Origin of the sequence: Bdellovibrio sp. GT3 (assembly GCF_037996765.1) — a bacterium.
Lineage (GTDB): Bacteria > Bdellovibrionota > Bdellovibrionia > Bdellovibrionales > Bdellovibrionaceae > Bdellovibrio.
Genome location: NZ_JBBNAD010000006.1, coordinates 36040 through 61571 on the forward strand (window position 1 = coordinate 36040; position 25532 = coordinate 61571).

Below are 25532 nucleotides of genomic sequence, written 5' to 3' on the forward strand. Positions count from 1 at the left end.
TCGTGTCTTTGCAGAACAAAAAAACTCAAGGCATTCCCCGCACCGAACTTCCCACTCGCCTGGCTCAGGCACGTGGTGATGAAAAAGTCGATATTCTGATTAAGAACATCCAAATTCTTAATGTCATCACTGGTGAAATTTATCCTTCGGTCATTGCCATCGGTGGTGAATACATCGTGGGCGTGGGCCTGGAATACGCTGACGCCCCGGCTCGTCGCGTGATTGATGGCGGCGGCGCCTTTATCACTCCCGGCTTCATCGATGGTCACTTGCACATTGAATCCTCGATGATGTCGCCTTTTGAGTTTGAAGCAGCAACTTTGCCACTGGGAACGACGACGGCAATCTGTGACCCTCACGAAATCACCAACGTCATGGGCGCGCGTGGATTTGAGTGGTTCTTAAGATGCGCAGAGATCACCAAACAAAACCTTTTCGTGCAAATGTCCTCCTGTGTCCCCGCTCTTCCGGGATTTGAAACCACGGGCTCGGATTTTACTTTGGATGAAATGAAGAAACTTAAAAATCATCCGGCCGTTTTAGGACTGGCCGAAATGATGAATTTCCCTGGCGTTATTAATGCTGACAACAGTGTTCTGGATAAGGTCGAAGAGTTTTCCGATCTGAATCTGGACGGTCACGCACCGCTATTGCAAGGCAAAGCCCTGAATGCCTATTTGCTTGCCGGAATTCAAAACTGCCACGAAACCGTGACATTGGAAGAAGGCCGCGAAAAATTGCAAAAAGGCATGGGTCTTATTATTCGCGAAGGCAGTGTAGCAAAGAACTTAAAAACCCTGGCTCCCTTGGTGAGTGAGTTCTCCTCTCCACAGTGTTTGTTATGCACAGATGATCGCAATCCCTTTGAGATTGCGCATGAAGGACATATCAATTTTATAATCAAAGAACTTATCAATACGCACAAAGTCCCAGTGCATGTGGCATACCGTTTGGCCACTTATTCAGCGGCAAAACACTTTGGTTTAAAACGTCTGGGGCTGGTGGCTCCAGGAAAACGCGCGGACCTGGTTTTGTTAAAGGATCTGACACAGGTTTCAATTAAGGACGTGATGATTGCGGGCGAGTTGGTTTCTGAGTTGAAGCTTTCAGATAAAGTTTCCGAGAAACTTTTAAAATCAAATCCCCCAATGGAAAACACCATCAAACGCACTCCCATTAAAGAGAGCGATTTGCCATTCCCTGACACGAAGGGCACCTATAACGTCATTGAAATCGTGCAGAACGAAATTATCACCAAGCATTTGAAATGTTCCTTTGACGGTATTTCCTTTGATCAGGATGACGTTTTGTTCATGGCCAATATTGAACGCTACGGACAAAATCTACCAGCGGGTTTGGGTTTTGTTCGCGGCACGGGTTTAAAATCCGGCGCCCTGGCAAGTTCGGTGGCCCACGACTCCCATAACATCATGGTGATTGGCACCAACGTCGCCGACATGTGTGTTGCGGTTAATGAAATCATTCGCATGGGCGGTGGCTTCGTCGTTGCCGACAAGGGTGCGGTTCAGGCTTCTGTAGAGTTGCCCATTGCAGGTCTTTTGAGTCTGAAAAGTGCTGATGAAATCAAAAAGGGAATTGAAACCTTAAAGGTCGCGTTCAAACGTCAGGGCGTGATTTTGGAAGAACCATTTATCCAAATGGCCTTCTTGGCACTTCCGGTGATTCCAACTTTAAAACTGACGGACAAGGGCTTGGTGGATGTGACTCAGTTTAAGTTCATCCCTCTGGAAGCAACTGTCTAAGGCTTGCGGGGAGTATCCATCCGGGCGATGTAACCGCGACGGAATTTAAAGATCTCCTCCACATCCTTGCGGACCATCTTACTGGCCGTCAGCCAGCCCAAATACCCCAGCGGTAATTTATAGCGAACCCGGTCAATCATCAGAGTCCCACCCAGGAATGGTTTGAATTCATGGGTGTGATGCCACAGCTGATAGGGGCCTTTCTTTTGGTTATCAACAAAACGAAACGGTGGTTTCCACTCGTCGATCTCTGTGACCCAGCTTGCCGGGATGCCACGAATTTTTAGCTTATAGTTTATCAACGTCCCCTGCTCGATCTCGGCTGTCGAAACGCTTTGAATATTAAAATTCAAACTCGGCGGAGTGATGGCTTCCAGATTGTGGGGATCTCTGAAGAACGGAAACAGCTTCTCGGGAGGCTGGGGCACAAATTGCTCAGCGTAAAATACTTCCTCGCCCTCTTTGTAGGCTGAACAAATATTCTCCAAGGCGTTTCGCAGAGTCGGATATTGAAACTCATAGCCCAAGGCCATCGCCTTTTCTGCTGAACCGCGAATTGAGCTCAGCACGACTTCAGATGCTTCTCCAAACAAAGCCTTCAAAGCAATCGGCGGCACCGCGGGTCCAAGTTTTTTATTCAGAGAGCTTGCAAGGACTTCTGAAAATTCGCGATTCGTCACGGGATGTGGCGAACACCCGTTGATCGGTCCGACATAATCATTGTTCTTAAGTGCTTCTGCAAAAAGACCCACGATATCGTCGATATGAATCCAACTCATCCAGTGCTTGCCATCCCCTAGGACACCACCCACACCGGCTCTGAACGGGAAAAGCATTTGTTCCAGGGCACCACCGTGCGGAGCCAAGACAATACTGGTGCGAATAAAAACCTTGCGACCTGGAGCATGACTTGCAGCCCGCTCCCATTCTTTGGAGACCTCGGAAAGAAAATCCATTCCCGCTTGATGATCTTCGCGCAAAATTGTTTCACCACAATGACCATAAATACCTATCGCTGAGCCATGAACAAAAACTCTCAGGTCACCAGGCAAGGATTTTATAAGATTCTCTGTGGCATTCACCCGGGATTGAAAAATGTTTTTCTTTTTCTCCTCTGTCCAGCGCATGCCTATGACAGGTTCGCCAACCAAATTGATAACGGCTTCGATGTTTTCAAGTTTTTTATCGTGCAAGGGCCCCTGGACCAGATCACCGACCACCACGTCACAGGGAAACGGCAACACCTCGCGGGCCTTGCTAAGACTGCGACTGATCACCGTGATCTCATGTCCGTCAGAGGCAAGTTTTTTACCAAGTTCTTTTCCGATCAGTCCTGTGGCTCCAGTGATGAGTACCTTCATATCGGTCGTCCTTTATTTTTTAAAGCCTTGGTGAAGGCCTGTAGACATCGTCCCCGCGCTTCATTGTGGTCAATCATAGGTTCAGGATAAGCGTCAGTGCCGTATTCAGGCACCCATTTTTTAATATACTTTAATTCCGGATCAAACTTATCCGCCTGAGTTTCGGGATTGAATATTCTAAAGTAAGGTGCGGCATCACAACCAGACCCCGCGGCCCACTGCCAGTTGCCATTGTTCGCTGCCAAGTCATAATCCAAAAGTTTTTTCGCGAAGTATCTTTCGCCGTGATACCAGTGAATCAGCAAGTGCTTACATAGAAAGCTTGCAACCACCATGCGCACACGATTGTGCATAAAGCCCGTTTGATTAAGCTCCCTCATTCCGGCATCGACCAGCGGATACCCCGTGCGCCCCTCACACCAGCGCGTGAAATCGGCTTTCGATTTTCGCCAGGCAATTTTATCGTATTCAGGGCGGAAACTGCGTTTTTCAACTTCCGGAAAGTGCCACAGTATCTGCAAAAAAAAATCCCGCCAGATAAGTTCACTTAACCACACCGGAGAGTATTTCATCCCCTCACGCGCAAGCTCCCTGACACTGACTGTCCCAAAGCGCAGGTGCAAACCCAAGTGCGAGGTGCCCCCTTCCACGGCCGGCAGATCACGATCCTTGGCGTAGTTTTTTAACATTTTGCTGGAGAGCTCAATCGGAGGAAACTCCAATGAGGAACGCTCAAAACCCAGGGACTTTAACGTCGGCATTTTTTCGGGTTTGGTTTTGGTGTAGGAACTTTCATAAAGATCATTCGGATAGGACTTCAGGTAAAATGGAGTCAGAGATTTCAAGACATTATTTTTATAAGGCGTATAAACAGTATAAGGCTTCCCTTGCCCCGTGAGGATTTCGTCCTTTTCGAAAAGAGTTTGATCCTTGTAGGTTTTGAATTCAATCTTCAAGGACTTTGCAAGCTTGGCAATAGCGGCGTCTCTTTTGCGGGCCGCGGGCTCGTAGTCGTGGTTCGTGTAGATCGCCGCCACGTTATGTTGCACCAGCAACTCTTTAAATACTTCCAGGGCATTGCCGTGGCGAACCCACAGATCAGACTTCTTTTTTTGCAGGGTGGCTTTAAGCGCACTCACGGTGTCGTAAATAAACGTCACCCGGGCGTCCTGCTTATCGTCCAATTTATCCAGAATATCCGTATCAAAAATGAATAAGGGCTGAACCTCGGTGGATTCCTTCAACGCATGAAATAGACCCGCATTGTCATTCAATCGCAGATCTCGTCTAAACCAAAATAGTACCATGATTTCCTTTTGCCCACCGACACACTCATGCAGTGCGTGGGACATTTTGGGTTTAACATTGAACAAGATTTAGGTAAAATTTTGAAGCATGGATGAGAAAAAGTCTGCCAAAAAACAAAATAGCAATGCGCAACAGGCAAAGCCCGAAACGGGTCTGAAAAAGATCAAGTCATCGGTTTTTTCCCGAGGACTGTCCATTGCAAAAATCACTTTGCAGACGGGAGCTTCCGTCGCCAGCCACGGTGTCACGACTGTTTTAAAATCCAAAGAGTTCAAAGAAGCCAATTGGAAAAAGCTTTTGGAAACTCAAGCCTCGAATATCAGCGTGGAACTAGGGCAACTCAAAGGCAGCCTTATGAAAGCAGGACAAATGCTTTCCATGTATGGCGAGCACTTTCTTCCACCCGAGGCCAACGAATTTTTAAAATCCCTGCAGTCAGACTCCCCATCCCTTAATTGGACGGCCATTGATAAGCGCCTGAAAGAACTTTTACCTCAGGAAAAGCTGGACTTACTGGATATTGAAAAGGAAGCCCTGGCATCGGCCTCCATGGGTCAGGTGCATCGCGCTCGCATCAAAGCCACGGGCGAGTTGATTGTTCTGAAAATTCAATATCCCAATGTGGATAAGGCCATCGACAGTGACTTGCGTGCTCTGAAAACCATGCTCTCAACCCTGAAACTGATTCCGAAGGATTTTAACACAGATTCTCTGTTTGCAGAAATTCGGGAGATGTTGATTCAGGAGACTGATTATCTTCAGGAAGCGGATGCCACCGAGGATTACCACCGGCGTTTAGACGGTGATCGTCGCTTTGTCGTACCAAAAGTGTATCGGGAGTTTTCAGGTCCGAAGATTCTTGCGACCTCCTTTGAGCGTGGCTTGCGAGCAGATGATCCGGTCATTCAAAGTCTGGCCCAGGAACGTCGCAATCGCCTGGCCTTGAATTTTCTGGATTTATATTTCAAAGAAATTTTTGAATGGGGCGTAGTTCAGACGGATCCCCACAGCGGGAACTACCGCATTCGCATTGACCCTCAGGGGCATGATCAGTTGATTCTGTTGGATTTTGGTGCAACCCGCACCTACGATGACTCTTTCCTGGGCCCCTATCGCCGCATGGTGAAGGGTTCATTATTCAATCAGCAAAAAGTATTCATGGATGCCGCCCTGGAGCTAGGTTTTGTTCGCGCGACAGACAGCCCGGAATTAAAAGCTGTGTTTGAGTCCTTCTGCTATGAAACTGTTGAGCCCTTTATTGAACACACAGATCCGCGCAACACCTTGGGCGTGATTGATGCCCAGGGAAATTATGACTGGAAAAACACGGATCTCCCGCAGCGTCTGTCCAAGAAGGTCTTCCAGATTGCCCGACAGTTTTCGCTGCGCGCCCCGCCTCGCGAAATCATTTTCCTGGATCGCAAGACCGGTGGTGTTTTTATATTCTTATCCATTTTAAAAGCCAAAATGCGCGGTCGCGACGTCTTGCTTAAACATCTGAACTCCGTGGAATAGTTTTATGTTACGTGCTCTTTTTATCCTGATTGCTCTTACTCTGCCCTTCGTCTCCGCTGCGAGCGAAGGGGAAAACAAAATCACGGTGCAATGGAACTCCTTGCCCGGGGAATCCCTGAATCAGCACAAAATCAAATTTTCTGAGCTTAAAGGAAAAGTCGTGGTTGTGGATTTTTGGGCGACCTGGTGTGAGCCCTGCAAAGAGGCTTTGCCCCATTATATGGAGTTTCACAAAAAGTACAAATCCAAGGGACTGGTTATCTTGGCGGTGAATGAAGATGACACCGTGGCGGACCGGGATGCTTATTTAAAAAAGACTCCCTATCCATTCCCGGTTTTTGCGGATCCCGGCAGAAAAATGCTGGAGACTTTTGGCGTCGCTGCCATCCCCACCGTTTTTATCTTTGATAGAAACATGAAGCCTGTGACTTTCGTTCGCGGGTTTGATGCGAAGAAAGCACAGGCAATAGAAAAGGCTATTCAGGATTTAATCGTCGCGAAATAGTTATTTCGTATCTGCTAGATTGGTTTGGATGTAAGGTGCAAACCAAATATCGTAAATTTTCCCGGTTTTGGTTTTACCTTTGGCATCGGTGTACCAGAACTTGGAGCGTTCACGAATTTCCGCGTTCTTACCACGACTCTCGAAGTTCTTTTCATACTTCAACGAAATCTTAGTCAACTTCAGACTGGCTTTGGACATTTCGGACTTTTGCGAAACGCCGTCGCCGTTTTTGTCCTTCCAAAGAACCAGACGCTGGAAGTCCTTGTCTTTGGCATCAATCATTCCATCTTTGTTGGTGTCGAGCTTTCTGAGTGCTTCAAAACCATTGATGTCGATGCTGTTGTCACCAAAGAGTTCGTTCTTTTGATCGATGCGTCCGTTCTTATCACGATCCATCGCCAGGAAAAACCCTGGATGATCAGCATTTGGCCAGTAGACTTTTCCACCTGGATTCAGAGGGAAATCACTGACGTTTTCAAACTCTGGCAACTTGTCATCAAAGAACACCATCAATGGCGACCAGTAACCACCACAGAATCCGGTTTCACCCGGGAAGCTGATAAAGATCTCGGCAATGGATCTGTCTGGAGAAACGTTGAAACCACCAATCGTGGCCGTCACGTCCCCGTCCTTACCCATGAAGTCACCACAGCCATACGTCGGCATTTGCGCTGACCAGCCATAATCACCAAATACGGGCCCGGTGTTACAGTCCAAAACCTCTTGTTCAAACTTCATAGCACCCAGTGCCACGGTTGCTTTACTAACCGTGATATTACCTGAGTCATCCACAGAGACATCGGTTGGAATTTTTGTTTTAAACTCAACGATATTACCGAAAATCGCGGCGGTTCCGCCCGCAGGGACCATTTTCACTTTTGAAGATTTGATATTGGCGATTTGACCATTTCCCACAGTCCCGGAACCCTCTTTGGTCACCACAACTGCCGGATACTCGGCGCCCAGATTATAGGTCTTGGTCCCAATCAGCAGGTTAATATCTGCTGTGATCAAAGAACTTTTCGCCAGAGGATTTGTCACTGCACGCAGGTTCGTTGGAAAACACGAGTTAATCAACCGGATGGTCATCGTGTCTTTACCCGCACGTGTGACGGTTCCAGATGCAGGCGCCCCCACAACTGACTCCCCGGCACTGACCGAGTTGACAGCCATTGGAACGTCCTTACTGACGGCCAAAACGTTGTTTTGGTCTGCCATCGCAGTGCTCGTCAGCAATGCAATTGAAGCCCCCCAAAAAACTGCTGTTTTCATAACTCCCCCTTAAACGATCAAATCTTGGTTTTCTTAACCTTATGAATCTTAAAATAAATCATTCTTTTCATGACCGAGTCGCGGCGAAGAACCATTTTCTCGACCCCGTCCGAAAGCATGGTCAGCGTGACCCATTTGCCATTTCGATATTCAGCAGCATACAAGCTTAGCGGTTGCTTATCGTAATTAGCTGCATTTTTGTTTTTATCAATCTCTACATAGTACTTGATGATTTTCACCACCCGCGCGCGAACAACCGTCTGACCACCACCCACTGAGGGAAGTGTTCTTAGGAAATTATCCAGGCTGGTGATCGCATTGCCATTATATGGCTGTGTCATCTTAAACATTTTCTCAACACCGCCGGAAATATTCTGCAGATTATCCCCTGCCTGTGCGGCGATGGAACCCAGATAGAAAGGACTGCGTGGTGGAGTTAAAACATCCACTTCGCCATTTTTCAAAGGGCGAATTCGGCTTGGCGTATCGAAGAACAAAATATTTCCATCCTTCCAAAACCCTGCACGACCACCGTTGGCTTCGTTGGAAATCCATTTACGACTTTTAGCACCGTTGAAAGTCAACGAAGCTGGCTTATTGGGATCTCCCGGATCCGCACCCACATCGTAGGCCCAAACCGGGTCATAGTTCAACAAAGGCCCCGAAGCAAAGTCCTGAGTCACCACAAAGAACTCGGATCTTCCGGAGCTGAGGCTCAGCGTGAATTCGCGATCCGCTCTTTTGACCAAAACGTTTTCTGTGACATCGGGATAGAAATCATAAAAATTGTTTCCGTTATCATCGTTAACCACGATGTTGTTATAGGAAACCTCAAGACCATTGAGATTCTTAAAGATAATACGCTCGGCCAGATTCTGGTCAATAGAGTCATCCAGCTGACGAGTCAGCTTCGTTTGCTCTTTGGCCATCTGTACTTGCACGGCGACAACAACAAGAATCACAATCGCGGATAAACCTATCCCGACCATGAGTTCAACTATTGTTAAGCCTTTCTGATTGCGCATCATCATTTTGCACTCACCACGAATGTGTAATCCCGGAATTTCTCCGGTGCCCAGCTTTTATGGGTCATTCTTAAAGTCACAAGATAAAGTCCACGGTAAAGTTCATAGGGCTGAATGATATAGCCGAAGCTTCCCTCACAGGTATCGCAGTTCCCACGCTCGGCCACGCGCCCGATATCCCACAGCATGGGAAGATTATCGGGAGGCAGGAATTCATCGATCTTGGTTTGATCGTAATTGAAATTCACCTGATAGTCCTGCACACCGGCTTTGATGTTTTCAGCAATATCTGAAACCTGGCGATCCGTGGAACCCGCCATCAAACTTTGTTGCGAAGTCTTATACAAAGATGCCATGCCACCCGCAAAGGTCAGCCCAATGACTGAGATCAATCCCAAAGCCACCAGGGCTTCGATGATAGTTTGACCGTCCCTGTTTTTGAACAATGATTTTTTCATCATAGTCCTTGCCCTTCTCTGGCTTGCTCTACTACGTAGTAGTGGTAAATACGACGTTTACAAGTCGGCACAGTTTGCGTTGCCCCTACCGGGATACCGCAATCCGGATCCACCGCGGTCCACTTAAATGGATCCGCTTTTGCGCGCAGACTGATTACGTTACAGTTCATACGATCTGCTGTTTCTTGAATCGAAGGCATTGGATGCCAAATTGGAGACGGCAGATTGTCGCATTTTGTTCTATTGTTCGGATCCGAAAGAGGATACAGGATACCGCGAGCACGAAGCTCTTGGGTTGCTTGTGGATAGTAGATACTGGTCCACGTGATCCCTGTACGAACCGCCTGTTCGTGGATCTTCAATGATTTACCAATGATGAAAGTTCCCACGATGCGCAGTGGTTTTGTACGACCGCCCTCGATCACGAGGTTGTCACAAGTATAAAGACCCGTCACAAATGAAGCACCGGCTTTGATGGTGCAATCCCCAATGATGGATCTTACCATGAACTTCTGATCATCCACCGACCAGGTTCTGTTCGCGGCCACTGGATCTGCTGTCGTTGCATTGTCCTCTCCGGCAAAGTTCCAGGACTTACGAGTCGAAGATGAGAAGCTTGAACCCCAGTTGGCAGCACCGAAGGACTGCGAGTTGATCATATTATAGTACTCATCACACTTTGCAACCAAGTCAGCGGATTCATCATCAACTGTACCAGTACCTGCGTTCGTCGTCAGAGACAACGCCGTTGGACGAGTCAGGGAGCCGTTGCTTGCAATTTGGAAATTCAAGTAACCAGACAAGTGATTTGGATCGGCATTGGAACGAATCGGAGTACTGTTATAGTAAGTCCCGTCGTAACCTCTGAAACGAATCGACAACGAGTTTATTCTTACACCGTCTTTATTAACCAGGTACTGTCCGTTTGTGATCGTGACCTGCACGTCAATACGGTCCTTATACTCTTTTCCGGACCAGCTATAAACCTTGTCCAGGTCAATCTTCACGACCGGTAAGTGATCCTTCAGCTCTTCATAGTCATCAAGTTGTGCCTGATACTTGGTTACATTCGCTTGCGCAGTATCCTTGGCCGAAGACGTCGCCGGCATTTGCACATTCTCAAGAGAAGCGATCTGTTGATTCAAATCACTGATTTTTGTATTCAGTTTCGTAATTTTCATTTCTAACTTTTCAATTTCATCCGGATCCTGATATGTACCAGGAGGCACCGGAGTTGGAGAGACTGTCGGAGACGGACTCACAGTTGGAGAGACTGTTGGAGATGGCGATGCTGTCGCCTCTGGGTCCGGAGTTTCCGTGGCTGTCGGAGAAGGAGAAACCGTCGCCGTCGGAGACGGCGTTGGGGTAGCCACAGGCTCAACAGGTTTTGCCATTTCAGCTGCAAGATCCGCTTTTGCGACTTGCAGATCCGCTTCAGCAGTTGATTTTTGTGTTTTCAAACTACTTAGATTTGAACTTTGCTGATCACTTGTATCCTGGGCATTTTTCAACGCTGTTTTTGCATTATTCAAATTCGTTTTAATTGTGGCCAGACGTGCCGGATTCAAGACTGGTGGCGTGATCTCCACGAAACCGTCTTTAACAAGATCGACCGCAAACTTACGTTCGTCTGAGCCAGAGCCATAGAGCATTTCCAACTTGGCAATGGCACCCGAGTATTTGTCTTTGTTATCAATTTCCCACTTACCGGTTGACCAATCTCCCGTCAAAGTAGGGTTTGTTGGCAATTGGTTTTTCTGAGCATAGAAAGTGTTGTAATTGGTAAGAACCGTACGATAGTTCGTGTAATAGCCTTCACCATTTTTGGTCGGATCCGTAGACTCCGTCTTTTTCGCAGTCACATCGGAAGCTTCCATGTATTCCAAGTTTGAACTTTTTTGATTCAACTCAGAACAGATTTTATTCCAATCATATTCAGTACCCGATGAGCCCGAGGCACGGCCCGACATGACGTCCAATCCCAAGTCGCGCATACCATCGTTTTCAATACCGCCCAGAAATCCACCAAACACGCGGGAGTCGGACCAGAAGCGATCCGGTAGCGAGCCTTGTGTAACAGGAGCATAGGGACTGTTATCCGGTCTTAAAATCCAACCATTACCCATATAGACACGGTCCGCGAAAGTAACACCTGCATAGCTTGAGTTACCACCACTACCCGAATCATATGGCAAAGTGATATTGCCGTTCACGAAGACGGGACTTTTAAAGACCAACCCCGTGCTGTCACCTAGATCATTCTTACTGTTGAATTTGTGGAATACGACCTCACCTTTATCCGTTTGGGAAGCATTCCATTCTTTATCCATGCGCAAGTTGCCGGGAAGTACCAAGGCAAACGAACCCACTTCACGTGGATAAATTGCAAGTTGAGCGCGAACTTGCAGTGGTGCACGGCCTACTTGAACAACTTTATCTGTTTTATCTATCAAAGAAACCTGTGCTTGAACGTAAACTTCGCGACCTGCTTTTGGCAAATAACCCGCATTCGCTGGACGAGTCAGGAGTACTTTAATGGCTTTCACCGGCACGACCGCGCCTGAAACTTCATCCACCACATTTTTCAAATTATTTACAACCGGGAATAGAGGATGGTTTGCTGACACCGGAAACACCAAGGATAATTCAATTTTATCCAGGCGCAGTTTATCCAGATCTTTATCATGCGGACCAATATTCGTCCCGGATGCCGCCATCGCCTGCAAGGATTGCAATTGTTCATCAGACATCACCAGGCGTTCAACGTTACCGGCGTGATTCCAATCACAGCTTGTTGTATTTTGCATTAAGGTGTTGTTTTCAAAACAATACTTTTGACGAACACCGAAGACCACGTAGTCCAGCGCACTGTTCACCGCGAACTTTAAGTTCACCACGTTTTTGGTTTTAACGACTTGTTTACGCTGACCGATGACGTAAGAGGATAAAAAATAAAAACTGATGCTCATCACGACCATGGCCGTGAGAACCTGCATTATCGCGTTACCTTTTTTATTTCCAATAGTCCTATACATACCGACGTTTCCTATATGAGTCCTTATCGGACAGGAAACGAACAAGATTTATTGAAAAATCGCAATAATCCCAGAATTCTTAAGTAATTAGCGTGTGATACTACTTAAAGTTCGATTTCGGACCGCCACTTTGTATCATTCCGAACCATAATGGCGTGTTACCAAAGAATTCTTGTGGATTCATGCAAACTTATTACTATTTACCTCCGGCAAGATTTGTTTGAATGTACGGAGCAAACCAAATGTCATAAACATTGCCTTTTCGGGTCTTCCCTTTCGCATCGGTGTACCAGAATTTGGATCGTTCACGAATCTCTGCGTTCTTTCCGCGGTTTTCAAAAAACTGCGTGTAGTTGAGTGAAATCTTATTCAGTTTGAGACTCGCTTTTTTCATCTCGCTGGACTGAGAAACCCCATCGCCGTTTTTATCATTCCATAAAACCAGGCGTTTAAAGTCCTGATCCCTGGAATCAATGACGCCGTCTTTGTTGGTGTCGAGTTTTTTCAACGCTTCAAAACCATTTACGTCAGAGTTATTATCTCCGAACAGTTCATCTTTTTTATCAATAATCCCATTCTTGTCGCGATCCAGTGCCAGAAAAAATCCAGGGCTGTTCGCTCTGGGCCAAAAGACTTTCCCGCCAGGATTCAGAGGAAAGTCAGAGACATTGTCAAAGATCGGAAGCTTATCATCAAAGAACACCATCAAAGGTGACCAGAAGCCACCGCAAAATCCCGTCTCTCCAGGATAACTGATAAAGATTTCAACTATAGAGCGGTCAGGCGAAACATTCAAACCACCAATTGTCGCACTCACCAAGCCATCTTGCCCCATGAATTCACCACAGCCATAGGTAGGCATTTTTGCCGACCACCCGTAGTCACCAAACACCGGGCCTGTGTTGCAATCAATGATTTCCTGTTCAAAAGACATTGTGCCAAGCCCGACTGTTTCTTTGCTAATTGAAATGCCGCCAGAGTTATCAACCGTCACATTCGTTGGAATTTTAGTTTTAAATTCCAGAATATTTCCGTAAATGGCAGCCGTGCCTCCCGCAGGAATCATTTTTACTTTCGACGAACTGATGTTTCCGACCTGGCCACTACCCACCGTGCCGGATCCTTCGCGAGTCACAATGACAGAGGGAAATTCGGCACCAATATTGTAGATTTTGGTTCCCACCAGAATATTGATGTCTGCCGTTACCAGAGAGCTCTTAGCAAGAGGATTCGTCACTGCCCGTAAGTTGGTTGGAAAGCAGGAGTTTATCAGACGAACCGTCATCGTATCTTTACCAGATCGTGTGACCGTCCCCGATGCCGGCGCACTGGAAATAGTTTCACCTGCATTTACTGAATTCACTGACATCGGCACTTCGGTGCTGTTCGAAAGTACGTTTTGATCAGCATACACGCTAAATGTCGGCAGCAAGACCGCTAACGATAAAACAGCTGCTTTCATTGTATCCCCCTCATAGCGACCACTATTTCTTTTCTGCTTTATAAATTTTAAAATAAATCATTCGCTTCATAACCGAATCACGGCGCAGAATCATTCGGTCCACACCATCAGAAAGCAACGTCTTGCCTTCCCATTTACCATTTGAGTACTCGGCGGAATATAAATTCAAAGGTTGAACTTTATAGTCAGCAGCATTTTTCTTGGTGTCCGGCTCCACATAGTACTTCACGAGTTTCACCACGCGGGCGCGCACAATTGTCTGACCACCACCCACAGCCGGGAGTGCTCTTAGGAATACATCCAGGTTGGCAATTTCTGCGCCATTTGATGGCTGAGTCATTTTAAAAATGCCTTCGGCATCACCTGTGATATTCTGCAATTTATCCCCTGATTGCGGGTTGATCGAGCCCAGATAATAGGGACTGCGTGGTGGAATCAATCTATCGACCACACCATTAACAACCGGACGAATTCGATTTGGTGTATCAAAAAACAAGATATTCCCTTCGCGCCAAAACCCAGGTCGTCCCCCGCTGTCCTCATTGGAAATCCATTGACGACTTTTACCGGGACTGAAAGTCAACGATGCTGGTTTATTGGGATCCCCCGGATCCGGGCCGACGTCGTAGGCCCAAACCGGATCGAAATTCAGCATTGCTCCTGAAGCAAAATCCTGAGTCAACGCATAGAATACTTTGTTGGCTTTACTTAGATTCAAAGTGAAATCACGATCTGCTCGTTTCTTTAAAACATTCGTGGTCAGATCAGGATAGAAATCATAAAAGTTATTTCCATAGTCATCTTCAACTTCAATGTTATTATATGAAACATCGATACCATTCAGATTCTTAAAGATAATTCTTTCCGCCAGGTTCTGGTCAATGGAATCATCCAGCTGTCTGGTTAATTCAGTTTGCTCTTTCGCCATTTGAACTTGAACCGCGACCACGGTTAAAACAACAAATGCCGACAGGCCCAGTCCCACGACAAGTTCAACAAGAGTGATACCTTTTTGATTATGAATCATCATTTTGCACTCACCACGAAAGTGTAATCCCGAAACTTCTCCGGCGCCCAACTACTGTGAGTCATTCTTAAGGTGACTAAATAAAGACCGCGATAGATTTCATAGGGTTGAATAATATATCCGTAACTACCGCGACACTTATCACAGTTTCCCCTCTCGGCGACCATCCCCACATCCCAAAGCATGGGTAAATTTTCCGGTGGAAGAAAATCATCAATCTTAGTTTGGTCGTAATTGAAATTAACCTGATAGTCCTGAACACCGGCTTTGATATTTTCCGCTATATCGGAAACCTGACGATCTGTCGCAGAGGCCATTAAACTTGCTTTCGAGGTATTTCGCAACGAAACCATTCCACCCGCGAAAGTAAGACCAATCACGGAGATCAACCCTAAAGCCACAAGTGCTTCGACTATAGTTTGCCCTTGAATGCCGCCAAATTTATTCTTCTTAATCATAGTCCTTGTCCTTCACGGGCTTGCTCGATCACGAAATAGTGGTAAAGGCGTCGTTTACAATTCGGTACCGTTTGCGTGGCACCGACGGGAATACCACAATCCGGATCAACGGCGGTCCACTGGAATGGATTGGCCCGGGCTCGCAGACTGATCACGTTGCACGACATACGATCGGCCGTCTCTTGAATGGATGGCATCGGATGCCAAATCGGAGAAGGCAGCTGATCGCATTTTTTTAGATTTCCGGGCTCCGACAACGGATACAAGACACCACGGTCGCGCAGTTCCTGTGTGGCTTGTGGATAGTAGATGCTACTCCAAGTGATCCCTGTACGAATTGCCTGCTCATCAATCTTCAGGGATTTTGCAATAATAAAAGTCCCCACGATGCGCAGTGGTTTTATACGACCACCCATGATCGTCAGGTTTTCACACGTATAAAATCCTGAAACAAAACTTGAACCCGGTTTAATCACGCAGTTCTTAATGATCGATTTGACATAGAAGTCCTCATCATCAGAATCCCAGATTCTGTCGGCCGCTGCGTATTCAACCTTGGCAGTCGTAGTGACATCACCGGCAAAATTCCAGGAATTTCTGGTTGAAGCCGAAAAGCTTGCACCCCAGTTGGCGGCGCCAAAGGATTGAGAATTGATCATGTTGTAATACTCTTCGCACTTGGCGGCCAGATCCGCACTTTCCTCGTCATCTGTCCCCGTTCCAACACCTGCCGTAGTGGTAAGTACTGTGGGCCGTGTTATTTCACCCGAAGAACTGATGCCGAAATTCAAATAACCCTGCAAGTGATCCGCAGGAGTCGATGCGCGAATAGGCCTACTGTTAAAGTAAGTACCATCGTAGGCTTTGAACTTAACCGACAGCACATTGATTCTATTGCCATGGGAGTCTATCAGATTCTGACCATTCTTAATGGTGACCTGCAGATCAACCCGATCTTTATAGGTTTTTCCAGTCCAACTTTTTGCATTATCCATGTCGACTTTAATTTCCGGCTGATTCTCTTTAATCTCTTTATAGCGATCCACTGCATTCTGGGCACTCTGCACATCAGACTCAGCCTCGCTCTTGGCTTTGGCACTGGCCTTGCCTTCTTCGTCTTCTTTTTTGGCAATATCAGAAATCAATTTATTCAAATCGTTTTTCAAAAGTTGTATTTTGTCTTCCATCTCCTTAATTTTTACCGGATCCTGATAAGGTGAATCGGCTGCAGGAGTCGGTGACACTGTTGGAGAGGGTGATACAGTCGGAGATGGTGAAGCTTCTGGTGTGCCCGTCGGTGATGGTGAGGCTGTCGGATCTGGTGAAACCGTGGGAGAGACTGTTGGTGAAGGTGACGGCGACGGCGACGGAGTTGCCACAACCACTGGCTGAACGGGTTTTTCCTTCTCAAGCTTTAACGCATCTTCAGCATTTTTTAGCTCTATTTCTTTGGCCGCTTTTTTGTTTTTTAAATCTGTCAGAGCTGCGCTGGGCTGTCCTGCAGAATCCACAATCTTTTTATAATCCTGCTGGGCTTTGCTTAAAATGGAAGCGAGATTTGATTCAAGGGCAGGATTCAGAGTGGGCAACTTCACTGTTATAAAAGCATCGCGAACCAAATCCACAGTGACTTTTTTATTTTCACCATCTTGCCCGTAAGTGACTTCAATAGAAACAATGGCACCCGTTTCTTTGCCTTTATTATCAACAGCCACACTTCCTGAACTCCAATCACCGTTCGTCACGTAACCAGGCAAAGGATTTTTCTGGGCATAAAAAGTGTTATAGTTAGTCAGAGTCAGGCGATAGTTTGTGTAATAGCCGTCTTCATCAGGTGGATCTTTATCTTCATTCTTTTTTGTCGCCTTTAAGTCAGAGGCTTCCATGAATTCGAACTTGGTACTTTTTTGATTTAAATCCGCGCAAAGTTTATTTAAATCAAACTCCTCACCATTGGAACCATTCGAACGACCCGACAACACATCCAGTCCCAAGTCACGCATGCCATCGTTCTCAATTCCCTTTAAGAATCCTCCGAATACGCGGGAGTCCGACCAATAACGATCCGCCACCCCACCCTGTGTGACGGGTGCATATTGAGAATCATCGGGTCTAAGAATCCAGCCATTACCCATATACACCCGGTCTGCGAAAGTCACACCCGCGTAAGCAGATTTCCCCTGAGCCCCACCATCATTTGGCAGGTTAATATTACCATTAACAAAAACGGGACTGGTGAAAACCAACCCCTGACTTTCACCCAAAGCACCTTTGCTGTTAAATTTATGAAAGTACACCGTACCTTTATCATCTGAAGGTGGCGTCTCGTTCCACTCTTTATCCATGCGCAAATTACCTGGTAGCACCAAGGCAAAGGAACCTATCTCACGAGGATAAACCGCCAGCTGAGAACGCACGGTAAGTGGAGCCCGCCCGACTTGAATCACATTCCCTGCATTATCCAAAAGAGACACTTGCGCTTGAATATAGACTTCTCGTCCAGCTTTAGGGAGATAGCCCGCATTCGAGGGTCGAGTCAGCAGCACGCTCATGGATGACACCGGCACCACCGCACCCGAGATTTCATCAACGACGTTTTTCAGGGAGTTGACCACCGGAAACAAAGGATGCGCTGAGGACACCGGGAACTTCAGCGACAATTCAATTTTATCCAAACGCAGTTTCTCGAGATCCGGGTCATGAGGACCAATATTGGTACCCGCGATCGCCATCGCCTGCAACGACTGCAACTGTTCATCCGACATCACCAGACGCTCGACATTCCCGGCATGTTTCCAGTCACAACTGGTTGTGTTTTGCAAAAGCGTGATATTTTCAAAGCAATATTTTTGGCGGATACCAAAGACCACGTAATCCAGGGCACTGTTGACAGCGAACTTCAGGTTCACCGTATTCTTGGTCTTAACCACTTGCTTGCGCTGTCCAATGACGTAGGTTGAAAGGAAATAGAAGCTGATGCTCATCACCACCATCGCGGCGAGAACCAGCAAAATCGCATTGCCTTTATTATTTGGATTTTTATTGAACATACCAGTGGCCCCTATATGTGAGTACTTATCGGGGCTGGTATCAAAAAGTTATATAGAGCAACTGTGGGTACCCAAGCTGTTTTGCAAATTACCTTTGGGGTACACCATCAGTTCGTTAGGAGTTTCACTGAATTGAAGAAGTACGAAACAGTTTCACTTAGGCGTGCTGTGGATCCAGACAGGAAACACCCTGTATTTCAGTCTCGACGGTCGCTTCGATGATGCCAAAGGCTTTCATTCTTTTTTTGATTTCGTTTTTCACCGTCTGCATTTCAAGCAAAGTGGCTTCTTCCTTTAACACCACATGGCCGGTGAATACGTGATTTTCACCATCCAAAGACCACAAGTGAGCATGATGCACATCCACCACGTTTTCGATTTTCTTGATCTCTTCAACGACCGCTTCAACCGAAGATCCTGAAGGTGATGCCATCAAAAATACTTTTGTCGCCTCACGCAGATTTTTAAAGACGTTAAACAAGATCCACACGGACAAGGCAATCGCCAATCCCGCATCCACTTGTGGCAGATCCCAGAACTTCATCACCAGGGCGCCAATCAACACCAGCACCCACCCCATCACGTCTTCAATCATGTGCCACATCAACATGCGCTCGTTCAATGAAGTCCCTTTGGAAACTCGCAACGCTGCGATGCCGTTGATGGTCACGCCCAACAATGCGAGCAATAACATTCCATTGGCATGAGGCTGCTGCGGATTGATCAAACGAGGAACGGCCTCCACCAAAATGAAAACAGAGCCCACGATCAAAATCATCCCGGTGATCACCGCCCCCAAAACTGAGAAACGTCGGTAGCCGTAGGAAAAATTCTGATCACTGGATTTGTGGGAAAGTTTCTCCATGAAGATCGCAATAATCATAGCCAGTGCATCACCGAAATCATGAAGAGCATCACTCATGATTGCGACGGAGTTTGTCAGATAGCCGCCCACCAGTTCCACCAGGGCAAAGCCCAGGTTCAGAACAAACGCAAACCGCATGCGTCCTATGACTCCACCGTGGCTGTGATGATGGTGATGGCCGTGACTATGACTGTGATGATGATGGTGTCCGTTACTCATGCTGTCCATTACAGCCGTTTATTGACCGAGTTTCAAGCTCATGATAGCCCTTTGCACATGATGACACGCGCTCAATACAAGAAATTTGCATTTGGACTTTTGATTTACACAATCCTGGTCATTTTATGGGGCGCGTGGGTGCGAATTTCCCACTCAGGAGATGGTTGCGGCGACACTTGGCCACTGTGCAACGGCCAACTGATTCCTGAAGCGCAACGCGGTAAAACATGGGTGGAGTATGGACATCGCCTGATGTCAGGAATCTATGGCTTTGTCGTGATTTATTTTTACTGGGCGGCTCGCAAAATCTATCCTGTGGGTCACTTCGCCCGCAAAGCCGCACTGGCGACTTTGGTGTTCATGATCACTGAAGCCCTGCTTGGCGCAAAACTTGTGCTGTTTGGCCTGGTCACCACCAACGACACTCCTTATCGCGCCTTCATCATGGCTCTGCATCAGATCAATTCGTTCATTCTGACCGGCTCCGTGGCTTTGGCATTTGCTGCCGCAACCCTCAGCGACACCACGCCGACCCCGATGCCAGGCTATCGTAAATTTAAATATCTCCCGTTGATCATTGTGATCCTGGGCATCACCGGAGCCTGGGCTTCACTCTCAAACTCTTTGTTTCCAACTGATAATTTGTTTGAAGGCTTTATGGCTGATCTCTCCACTGATTCTCACTTCCTGGTGCGCCTGCGCGGCCTGCATCCTTTGCTGGCCGTTCTTGGTGCCGGCAGTCTGGCACTGTTTTTCTGGCTGAAGTCCCAATCCGCCTCGCACCCTTTGGTGCAAAAAAAATCCGCTCAGATGAGCGGTATCCTGATCCTGGGAATTTTATTTGGAATTGGGACGCTGGTATTTCATGCCCCGACGTGGATGAAAGTCACTCACCTGTGTCTGGCCCATGTCATCTGGGTGACCTTGCTACAATGGGTGTTTTTTATGCGCAACGCTGACAAGACCCCGGCTTAAGTAGTCAGTTCATTGGACTCGGTAAGACGGTGGAGAAAATCCACCTTCTCGTTGATGTCGTTAATTTCCAGCACCATCTGCTGCAGATCATAGTCCCTGACCATATAAGATGCGAAAGACCCCACGACTTCTTCGGGCAAATTCATATTTCTTAAAAACATGTCGCGCTGTGCGGGATCTGGAATATGGGTGTGAATCCAGCGTATCAGAACTTTATGCAGCCCCTGAAGACGCACCAAATGCTGTGGATCCACCAAAGTTTGCTCGGGAATGATATCGGCCTCACACACAATGTACGGCGTCTTGTGGTCAACTGTATGCTTCAAACGTAACTTGCCTTGCCCCTGCAAAAAGACCAGAAGAGTTCCGTTCACTCGCTCTTCGATAATCTGAGCGTAGCCGTAACCTGCGATTTCACGCACGAATGGCACGGGCTCACCCGGAGATACCGGACCCACCTTGGAAGGGTCTTCAATAAAGCCCATGGCAATAGGCTTATTGTGAGCTACGGCATTCTTCACCATAGTCAAATAGCGAGGTTCAAAAATATTCAGGGGCTTTGTTGTATGTGGAAACAATGTCACGTTGACTAACGGAAACAGAAATACTTCCATAGCTAAGGACCCCCACAGCTTGTTTATGTATTATAATGATTGTAACCTAGGATTGCTATGGAAAATGTCGATGCTAAAATGAGAAATGTGGTCTTTTTCGATGGAGTCTGCCACCTTTGTAATGGCTTTGTCGACGCCGTGATCTCTCGCGATCCGAATCATTATTTTTTATTTGCCCCACTTCAAGGCACCACTGCAGAAAGTCTTTTGCCAGCCCAGGACCGTGAGTCTCTGGACACTGTGGTTTACTACGAGTCAGGTCGCATTTACCATCGTTCAGCAGCTGTACTTAAAATTCTTTCTGGACTGGGTGGCGTCTACAATGTGTCTCGACTGGGTTGGATCATTCCAGGATTTATTCGGGACTCACTTTATAAAATGGTTGCAAAAAACCGCTATACTTGGTTCGGTCACCGCGATTTTTGCCGCCTGCCGACAGCTCAGGAGCGAAGCTATTTGCTGCCTTGAAGCACCTTTACAAAAGGGCGATCCGCCCCCGACAACTCCTCGGTCACAATCTCCCCGGCTTTCATCCATTTCAATGCATCATGCTCACTTAACGTGATCTGACTGTCGGTGGTCGTTGCCTCGTAGACTCTTAAGCGAATGGTCTTGGAGGGATAATCAAAATCCAACTCCCCGACCAAGTCACCCACGGAGATCTGAATCCCCAGCTCCTCATCAATTTCCCGTCGCAAAGCCTGCTCCGGAGATTCACCCGGCTCCACTTTACCTCCGGGGAACTCCCAAAAGCCCGCACCGCTTTGACCGGGTCCTCGACGCACCAGCAAAATGCGCATTTCCGAGTCATCCTTTTTGCGAATGACCGCCGCCACAACCAAAACCGGCTTTTTAAGATCTGCCATGAAACTCTCCTCCGAGGTGGACTCAGCATAAATCAGAATTCGCCCTTCCTTAAACGAAAAATGGTGCTATGATGAATCTTTATGATTGATACACAGAATTCCTATTTCATCATCTTGATCAGCGGCGTGGCTTTGTTCCTGTACGGCATGAGCATGACCAGTTCTTCCCTTGAAAAACTGATGGCCGGTAAAATCACCCATCTTCTGAATCACCTTTCGCAAAACAAGCTGCTTTCCATTTTGACGGGCGTGGGGCTGACAACCCTGATGCAAAGTTCAGGAGCGGCGACCTCGATGCTGGTAGGCCTCGGCTCTGCCCGTGTTATCAATCTTCGCCAAGTGATGGGTGTGATCATCGGAACTGCGATTGGTACAACGATCACGGTTCAATTGATCTCGTTTGACCTGACCCAATATGCGCTGCCCTTGTTTGCCATTTCTTTTGCGTTTTATTTTAAATCCAAAAAGACCGTATTCAAAAATCTGTCTCTGGTCTTGATGGGATTTGGTTTGTTGTTCCTGGGGCTGAAGCTGGTTTCCACATCTTCACATCACTTTGCCGAAAACCCGATGTTGACGGAGTTCTTTCAAAGTGTCCGTGATAATCCTGGATACTCGTTGCTGATTTCCATCGTCTTTTGCGCTTTTGTGCAAAGTTCGGCGATCACCATTGGTCTGGCGATGAGCTTGGCAGCAGTTAAAGCGATCACTTTTTACGATGCCATGATTTGGGTTTACGGTGCCAACATTGGAACGACTTCGGTGGCCTTGATCTCGGCCGCTGGTGGAAATTACATCGGACGCCAGGTGGCCTGGGCGCATTTCTTCTATAAAACCATCAGTGTCGTGATCTTCTATCCGTTCACGCAGATATTCATCGACTTCCTGATGACCTTTGATACGACGGTGGCGCGATCCATCGCCAATGCCCATTTAATTTTCAATGTCATTTCTGCGATCATCTTCTATCCATTCATCGATAAAGGTGCCCAGTGGATTGAAAAGATGTTCCCGAAGGCGGCTTCCGAGGAGTTTGGTACCGAGTTCGTGAACATGAACAATTACCAAAGCTCCGCCCTGGCGGTGTCCTACGCAAATCGCGAAATCATGCGCACAGCGGATATCGTTCTGGGTATGATCAAGGACTCCATCAAACTCTTTGAAACCAATGATCCCAAAGTCTTTGATTCCATCAAGGATCGCGATAACAAAGTGGACTTCCTGTACCGCGAAACCAAAATGTTCCTTTTGGACCATGCCAATAAATCCAGCACAGTCGTGCATCAAAATATCATGAACATGATCATGTTCCTGTCTGATGCGGAACGTGCGGCGGATGCCATCGACATCAACATCCTGGCCTTGGCGATCAAAAAGAACGCCTTGAAGCTTGAGTTCTCCGGCGAAGGCTGGGCCGAGATTCGCGAGATGCACGAGCAAGTGGTGAAGGTTTCTGCCATGGCTATTAATGCCTATCAGAACCGTGAGCTTTGCGAAGAGGCCATTCAACTGAAACGGGATCTCGCGAAATTGGAAATCTCCCTCAGAGAGAATCACATTAGTCGTTTGAACCGTGGTTTGAATACGTCCATCAACACCAGTTCCATCCATTTGGATTTGCTGAGTGAGTACCGCCGCATTGCCAGCTTGCTGTGCAATCACGCTTACAACCAAAGGTCTCATAAATAATGCTTCAGTATGTAAGCCCTCTCGTGCTGCTATTGATCTCCAACGTCTTTATGACCTTTGCGTGGTACGGACATTTAAAAAACTTCAAAAGCTCGGCCCTGTGGATTGTGATCCTGGGAAGCTGGGCCATCGCATTGTTTGAGTATATCTTTCAAGTGCCGGCGAATCGCCTGGGTTCTGAAGTCTACACACTGCCACAGCTTAAGATCATTCAGGAAGTCATCACCATGGTGGTCTTTGCCGGGTTTTCTTATTGGTATATGGGACAGCCTTTAAAGCTGGATTACCTGTGGGCCTCCCTGTGTCTGGTCGGTGCGGTTTACTTTCTATTCAGATAAATTCCCACATCGAGACAGTGGTCCAGTAATCTGGTTTTTAGTCTCATTCCAATATACAATAGTAATATGAAGTTCATCCTGATTTTGGAAGACGACGAGAGAACCAGTCAGGATCTATATGACAGCCTAAAAAGTATAGATCCTCAGCTCTCTATTCGCTTTTTCAAAGACTTGGCTTCATTTCATGAATTCCTTAAGATCGCGATGGTTGAGGGCCCCAAAGCCCTGGCAAACGCAGGTCACAAACACCCCTCTGATCTCTCTGACACTCCAGAACCCACTGTCGCTGATGAACTGCGCCTGGTGGTTGCCAAGAATGAATTCTTGGGCACGCAAAACATGGGACTGGTACGCAGAGCCCGGGATTTCTTTATTCGCAAAAAAATGTGCTCTGAACAAGAGCCGACAGCCCTGATCCTGACAGCCTTCGATAATCCGGATTTTGATATCAAACTGGCTGAGGAGCGCATCATCAATAATGTGCTCTACAAGCCCTTTGATAAATTGATCGTCAAAGAACATCTGCAATACGCCCTCACCGGACATCATCCTGTGACCAGCACAACACTGACGGCGGCGAAAATTTCAGCCACTATTGAGATGCTTAAGGACATTCAATTTCAATCCCTGTCTGAAATCGGCTTCACCAGTCTGAATAATCACGAAATTAAGATTGGCGCGATCACCAAGTACTACAGTGATTCATTCTCATCAGACAGCAAGAAAAGTATTATCGCGGTCTGCGTGGCCTGCAAGGAGATATCCATTAAGGAATTTCTGTGCACATTCCAATTCGTCGCCGCCGACCCCGCGCAAATCACGAAAATCCGCCGCGACATCATCCAGAACAAAGACCACAAGACCATTGATTTGCAGACACCCAAGGGCAATACCAAAACCAGCATCATTCTTTTGAATGACGATGAGACTTTGGATATTGAATTCAAAACCATGCTGAATCAACGCTTCCAGAATGTGGAGGTCTTCAGCTATAAAAGCCAGGGACAATTACTTTCAGACCTGCAGGATCTGGACAGTAAAGATCGCCAGAATCCCGCAATCAATCCTGACCTTGTCATCGTGAACTATCACATGCTGGATGTTGAAAAGGAAAAAACCTGGCAGTCCCTGGTTGAAAAGATGCAGGCCCGGGGCAAAAAACACAGTGTGGAATGGAAAGGCACTCCGCAGTTAATCATTCTTTCCAGAACCAAGATCGCTCCGCCGGAGGTTATGGACATGAGCCGCTGGTGCAAAGACATTTTCTTTGCACCGCTGGATAAACCTTATATCGCGAAAAAACTGATCACGAATTTCGCGATCACCACGGTAGAGTCCACGTCCCTCCCCTATATCAAAGGCATCGTATCAGCCAAAGTTGCAAACCCCGTTGAGATCACGCAGATTTCCGAGGCTGGACTTGTCATGAAGTATCACCGCGCCATTTCCACCGGAGCCTTCCGCGAATTTATCCTGTGGCGGGTTCAGGAGCACCAGAATCCCGAAATCATTGCCACCGTGAATTACTCCGAGGAAAACAAAGCCTCTGAGGGCTACTTAAACCATTTCGTATTCTTTGGCATGAAAGACGGATTTCTAAAACACATCAGACTTTGGTTGGTAGATGCTCATATCAAAGCGAAGGAAAAAGACTCCGCCTAATCAGGCAGTGGAGTCCTGTATCATTCAGAGACATTCTGATTTCGCCCGGCTTACCATTAGCCAGT

The 25532-nt window shown here is 47.1% G+C and carries 21 protein-coding genes; 8 read left to right on the forward strand and 13 right to left on the reverse strand.

The genetic code is table 11. From position 1 onward, the window contains the following. Nucleotides 1-2: 2 nt before the first annotated feature. The gene (gene adeD, locus AAAA73_RS15570) at nucleotides 3-1763 is read left to right on the forward strand and encodes an adenine deaminase (RefSeq protein WP_340599414.1); all 1761 of its coding nucleotides are present in this window, start codon (nucleotides 3-5) and stop codon (nucleotides 1761-1763) included. Here adeD and AAAA73_RS15575 read toward each other — a convergent pair. Together AAAA73_RS15575 and AAAA73_RS15580 are read right to left on the reverse strand one after the other, a co-directional pair. Beyond that, nucleotides 1760-3124, reverse strand: a complete 1365-nt coding sequence (locus tag AAAA73_RS15575) for a TIGR01777 family oxidoreductase (RefSeq protein ID WP_340599415.1) — start codon at nucleotides 3122-3124, stop codon at nucleotides 1760-1762. The genes adeD and AAAA73_RS15575 overlap by 4 nt on opposite strands. Continuing rightward, nucleotides 3121-4431: a cryptochrome/photolyase family protein gene (locus AAAA73_RS15580; RefSeq protein ID WP_340599416.1), complete on the reverse strand. Its 1311-nt coding sequence runs from the start codon at nucleotides 4429-4431 to the stop codon at nucleotides 3121-3123. The genes AAAA73_RS15575 and AAAA73_RS15580 overlap by 4 nt, the downstream gene beginning before the upstream one ends. Before the next feature lie 88 nt (nucleotides 4432-4519). On the opposite strand from AAAA73_RS15580, the gene AAAA73_RS15585 reads away from it, so the two are divergent. Together AAAA73_RS15585 and AAAA73_RS15590 are read left to right on the forward strand one after the other, a co-directional pair. Continuing rightward, complete coding sequence (locus tag AAAA73_RS15585; protein WP_340599417.1) at nucleotides 4520-5947, forward strand: ABC1 kinase family protein; 1428 nt, start codon at nucleotides 4520-4522, stop codon at nucleotides 5945-5947. Between the two features lie 4 nt (nucleotides 5948-5951). Next, on the forward strand, nucleotides 5952-6452 hold the full coding sequence (locus AAAA73_RS15590; RefSeq protein ID WP_340599418.1) for a TlpA disulfide reductase family protein: 501 nt from the start codon (nucleotides 5952-5954) through the stop codon (nucleotides 6450-6452). Here the strand turns inward: AAAA73_RS15590 and AAAA73_RS15595 are convergent, their stop codons facing one another. The 9 genes from AAAA73_RS15595 to AAAA73_RS15635 all read right to left on the reverse strand — a co-directional run bounded on the left by AAAA73_RS15595 (nucleotide 6453) and on the right by AAAA73_RS15635 (nucleotide 19242). After that, nucleotides 6453-7724: an EF-hand domain-containing protein gene (locus AAAA73_RS15595; RefSeq protein WP_340599419.1), complete on the reverse strand. Its 1272-nt coding sequence runs from the start codon at nucleotides 7722-7724 to the stop codon at nucleotides 6453-6455. It abuts the gene before it with no gap. A gap of 17 nt (nucleotides 7725-7741) precedes the next feature. Continuing rightward, entirely contained in the window at nucleotides 7742-8755 is a 1014-nt protein-coding gene (locus tag AAAA73_RS15600) for a prepilin-type N-terminal cleavage/methylation domain-containing protein (RefSeq protein WP_340599420.1), read from the reverse strand. Further along, a complete protein-coding gene (locus AAAA73_RS15605) occupies nucleotides 8752-9210 on the reverse strand; it encodes a type IV pilus modification PilV family protein (protein WP_340599421.1) in 459 nt (152 codons plus the stop codon). The genes AAAA73_RS15600 and AAAA73_RS15605 overlap by 4 nt, the downstream gene beginning before the upstream one ends. Continuing rightward, nucleotides 9207-12242 carry an ABC transporter C-terminal domain-containing protein gene (locus AAAA73_RS15610; RefSeq protein WP_340599422.1) on the reverse strand — a complete coding sequence of 1012 codons (3036 nt, stop codon included), beginning with the start codon at nucleotides 12240-12242 and terminating at the stop codon, nucleotides 9207-9209. Before AAAA73_RS15610 ends, AAAA73_RS15605 begins: the two co-directional genes overlap by 4 nt. Nucleotides 12243-12438: 196 nt before the next feature. After that, nucleotides 12439-13704 (reverse strand): EF-hand domain-containing protein, encoded by a 1266-nt coding sequence (locus tag AAAA73_RS15615; protein WP_340599423.1) that lies wholly within the window; start codon nucleotides 13702-13704, stop codon nucleotides 12439-12441. Between the two features lie 22 nt (nucleotides 13705-13726). After that, complete coding sequence (locus tag AAAA73_RS15620) at nucleotides 13727-14734, reverse strand: hypothetical protein (RefSeq protein ID WP_340599424.1); 1008 nt, start codon at nucleotides 14732-14734, stop codon at nucleotides 13727-13729. Next, entirely contained in the window at nucleotides 14731-15189 is a 459-nt protein-coding gene (locus AAAA73_RS15625; protein WP_340599425.1) for a type IV pilus modification PilV family protein, read from the reverse strand. Before AAAA73_RS15625 ends, AAAA73_RS15620 begins: the two co-directional genes overlap by 4 nt. After that, nucleotides 15186-18239 (reverse strand): hypothetical protein, encoded by a 3054-nt coding sequence (locus AAAA73_RS15630; protein WP_340599426.1) that lies wholly within the window; start codon nucleotides 18237-18239, stop codon nucleotides 15186-15188. The genes AAAA73_RS15625 and AAAA73_RS15630 overlap by 4 nt, the downstream gene beginning before the upstream one ends. 157 nt (nucleotides 18240-18396) lie before the next feature. After that, the gene (locus AAAA73_RS15635) at nucleotides 18397-19242 is read right to left on the reverse strand and encodes a cation diffusion facilitator family transporter (RefSeq protein ID WP_340599427.1); all 846 of its coding nucleotides are present in this window, start codon (nucleotides 19240-19242) and stop codon (nucleotides 18397-18399) included. Nucleotides 19243-19269: 27 nt separating this feature from the next. Between AAAA73_RS15635 and AAAA73_RS15640 the strand changes: the two genes are divergently transcribed. Further along, nucleotides 19270-20298: a COX15/CtaA family protein gene (locus tag AAAA73_RS15640; protein WP_340599767.1), complete on the forward strand. Its 1029-nt coding sequence runs from the start codon at nucleotides 19270-19272 to the stop codon at nucleotides 20296-20298. On the opposite strand, the gene AAAA73_RS15645 is transcribed toward AAAA73_RS15640, so the two are convergent. Continuing rightward, nucleotides 20295-20912, reverse strand: a complete 618-nt coding sequence (locus AAAA73_RS15645; protein WP_340599428.1) for an LON peptidase substrate-binding domain-containing protein — start codon at nucleotides 20910-20912, stop codon at nucleotides 20295-20297. The genes AAAA73_RS15640 and AAAA73_RS15645 overlap by 4 nt on opposite strands. Before the next feature lie 57 nt (nucleotides 20913-20969). Between AAAA73_RS15645 and AAAA73_RS15650 the strand changes: the two genes are divergently transcribed. Further along, nucleotides 20970-21380 (forward strand): thiol-disulfide oxidoreductase DCC family protein, encoded by a 411-nt coding sequence (locus AAAA73_RS15650; RefSeq protein WP_340599429.1) that lies wholly within the window; start codon nucleotides 20970-20972, stop codon nucleotides 21378-21380. Here the strand turns inward: AAAA73_RS15650 and AAAA73_RS15655 are convergent. Further along, nucleotides 21365-21778, reverse strand: coding sequence for a (deoxy)nucleoside triphosphate pyrophosphohydrolase (locus AAAA73_RS15655; protein WP_340599430.1), 414 nt, complete (start codon nucleotides 21776-21778; stop codon nucleotides 21365-21367). The two genes, AAAA73_RS15650 and AAAA73_RS15655, sit on opposite strands and share 16 nt — an antisense overlap. Nucleotides 21779-21859: 81 nt before the next feature. On the opposite strand from AAAA73_RS15655, the gene AAAA73_RS15660 reads away from it, so the two are divergent. From AAAA73_RS15660 to AAAA73_RS15670, 3 genes are all read left to right on the forward strand, one after another. After that, entirely contained in the window at nucleotides 21860-23467 is a 1608-nt protein-coding gene (locus AAAA73_RS15660; protein ID WP_340599431.1) for a Na/Pi cotransporter family protein, read from the forward strand. Further along, nucleotides 23467-23805 carry a DMT family protein gene (locus tag AAAA73_RS15665; RefSeq protein ID WP_340599432.1) on the forward strand — a complete coding sequence of 113 codons (339 nt, stop codon included), beginning with the start codon at nucleotides 23467-23469 and terminating at the stop codon, nucleotides 23803-23805. Before AAAA73_RS15660 ends, AAAA73_RS15665 begins: the two co-directional genes overlap by 1 nt. Before the next feature lie 66 nt (nucleotides 23806-23871). Beyond that, entirely contained in the window at nucleotides 23872-25467 is a 1596-nt protein-coding gene (locus tag AAAA73_RS15670; RefSeq protein ID WP_340599433.1) for a hypothetical protein, read from the forward strand. The last annotated feature ends 65 nt before the right edge of the window (nucleotides 25468-25532 follow it).

What these genes read in the sequence shown, in the direction of transcription:
- AAAA73_RS15575 (WP_340599415.1), bottom strand. Translation starts at nt 3,124, where the DNA reads ATGAAGGTACTCATCACTGGAGCCACAGGACTGATCGGAAAAGAACTT.
- AAAA73_RS15580 (WP_340599416.1), bottom strand. Translation starts at nt 4,431, where the DNA reads ATGGTACTATTTTGGTTTAGACGAGATCTGCGATTGAATGACAATGCG.
- AAAA73_RS15585 (WP_340599417.1), top strand. Translation starts at nt 4,520, where the DNA reads ATGGATGAGAAAAAGTCTGCCAAAAAACAAAATAGCAATGCGCAACAG.
- AAAA73_RS15590 (WP_340599418.1), top strand. Translation starts at nt 5,952, where the DNA reads ATGTTACGTGCTCTTTTTATCCTGATTGCTCTTACTCTGCCCTTCGTC.
- AAAA73_RS15595 (WP_340599419.1), bottom strand. Translation starts at nt 7,724, where the DNA reads ATGAAAACAGCAGTTTTTTGGGGGGCTTCAATTGCATTGCTGACGAGC.
- AAAA73_RS15600 (WP_340599420.1), bottom strand. Translation starts at nt 8,755, where the DNA reads ATGATGATGCGCAATCAGAAAGGCTTAACAATAGTTGAACTCATGGTC.
- AAAA73_RS15605 (WP_340599421.1), bottom strand. Translation starts at nt 9,210, where the DNA reads ATGATGAAAAAATCATTGTTCAAAAACAGGGACGGTCAAACTATCATC.
- AAAA73_RS15610 (WP_340599422.1), bottom strand. Translation starts at nt 12,242, where the DNA reads ATGTATAGGACTATTGGAAATAAAAAAGGTAACGCGATAATGCAGGTT.
- AAAA73_RS15615 (WP_340599423.1), bottom strand. Translation starts at nt 13,704, where the DNA reads ATGAAAGCAGCTGTTTTATCGTTAGCGGTCTTGCTGCCGACATTTAGC.
- AAAA73_RS15620 (WP_340599424.1), bottom strand. Translation starts at nt 14,734, where the DNA reads ATGATGATTCATAATCAAAAAGGTATCACTCTTGTTGAACTTGTCGTG.
- AAAA73_RS15625 (WP_340599425.1), bottom strand. Translation starts at nt 15,189, where the DNA reads ATGATTAAGAAGAATAAATTTGGCGGCATTCAAGGGCAAACTATAGTC.
- AAAA73_RS15630 (WP_340599426.1), bottom strand. Translation starts at nt 18,239, where the DNA reads ATGTTCAATAAAAATCCAAATAATAAAGGCAATGCGATTTTGCTGGTT.
- AAAA73_RS15635 (WP_340599427.1), bottom strand. Translation starts at nt 19,242, where the DNA reads ATGCGGTTTGCGTTTGTTCTGAACCTGGGCTTTGCCCTGGTGGAACTG.
- AAAA73_RS15640 (WP_340599767.1), top strand. Translation starts at nt 19,270, where the DNA reads ATGATGGTGATGGCCGTGACTATGACTGTGATGATGATGGTGTCCGTT.
- AAAA73_RS15645 (WP_340599428.1), bottom strand. Translation starts at nt 20,912, where the DNA reads ATGGAAGTATTTCTGTTTCCGTTAGTCAACGTGACATTGTTTCCACAT.
- AAAA73_RS15650 (WP_340599429.1), top strand. Translation starts at nt 20,970, where the DNA reads ATGGAAAATGTCGATGCTAAAATGAGAAATGTGGTCTTTTTCGATGGA.
- AAAA73_RS15655 (WP_340599430.1), bottom strand. Translation starts at nt 21,778, where the DNA reads ATGGCAGATCTTAAAAAGCCGGTTTTGGTTGTGGCGGCGGTCATTCGC.
- AAAA73_RS15660 (WP_340599431.1), top strand. Translation starts at nt 21,860, where the DNA reads ATGATTGATACACAGAATTCCTATTTCATCATCTTGATCAGCGGCGTG.
- AAAA73_RS15665 (WP_340599432.1), top strand. Translation starts at nt 23,467, where the DNA reads ATGCTTCAGTATGTAAGCCCTCTCGTGCTGCTATTGATCTCCAACGTC.
- AAAA73_RS15670 (WP_340599433.1), top strand. Translation starts at nt 23,872, where the DNA reads ATGAAGTTCATCCTGATTTTGGAAGACGACGAGAGAACCAGTCAGGAT.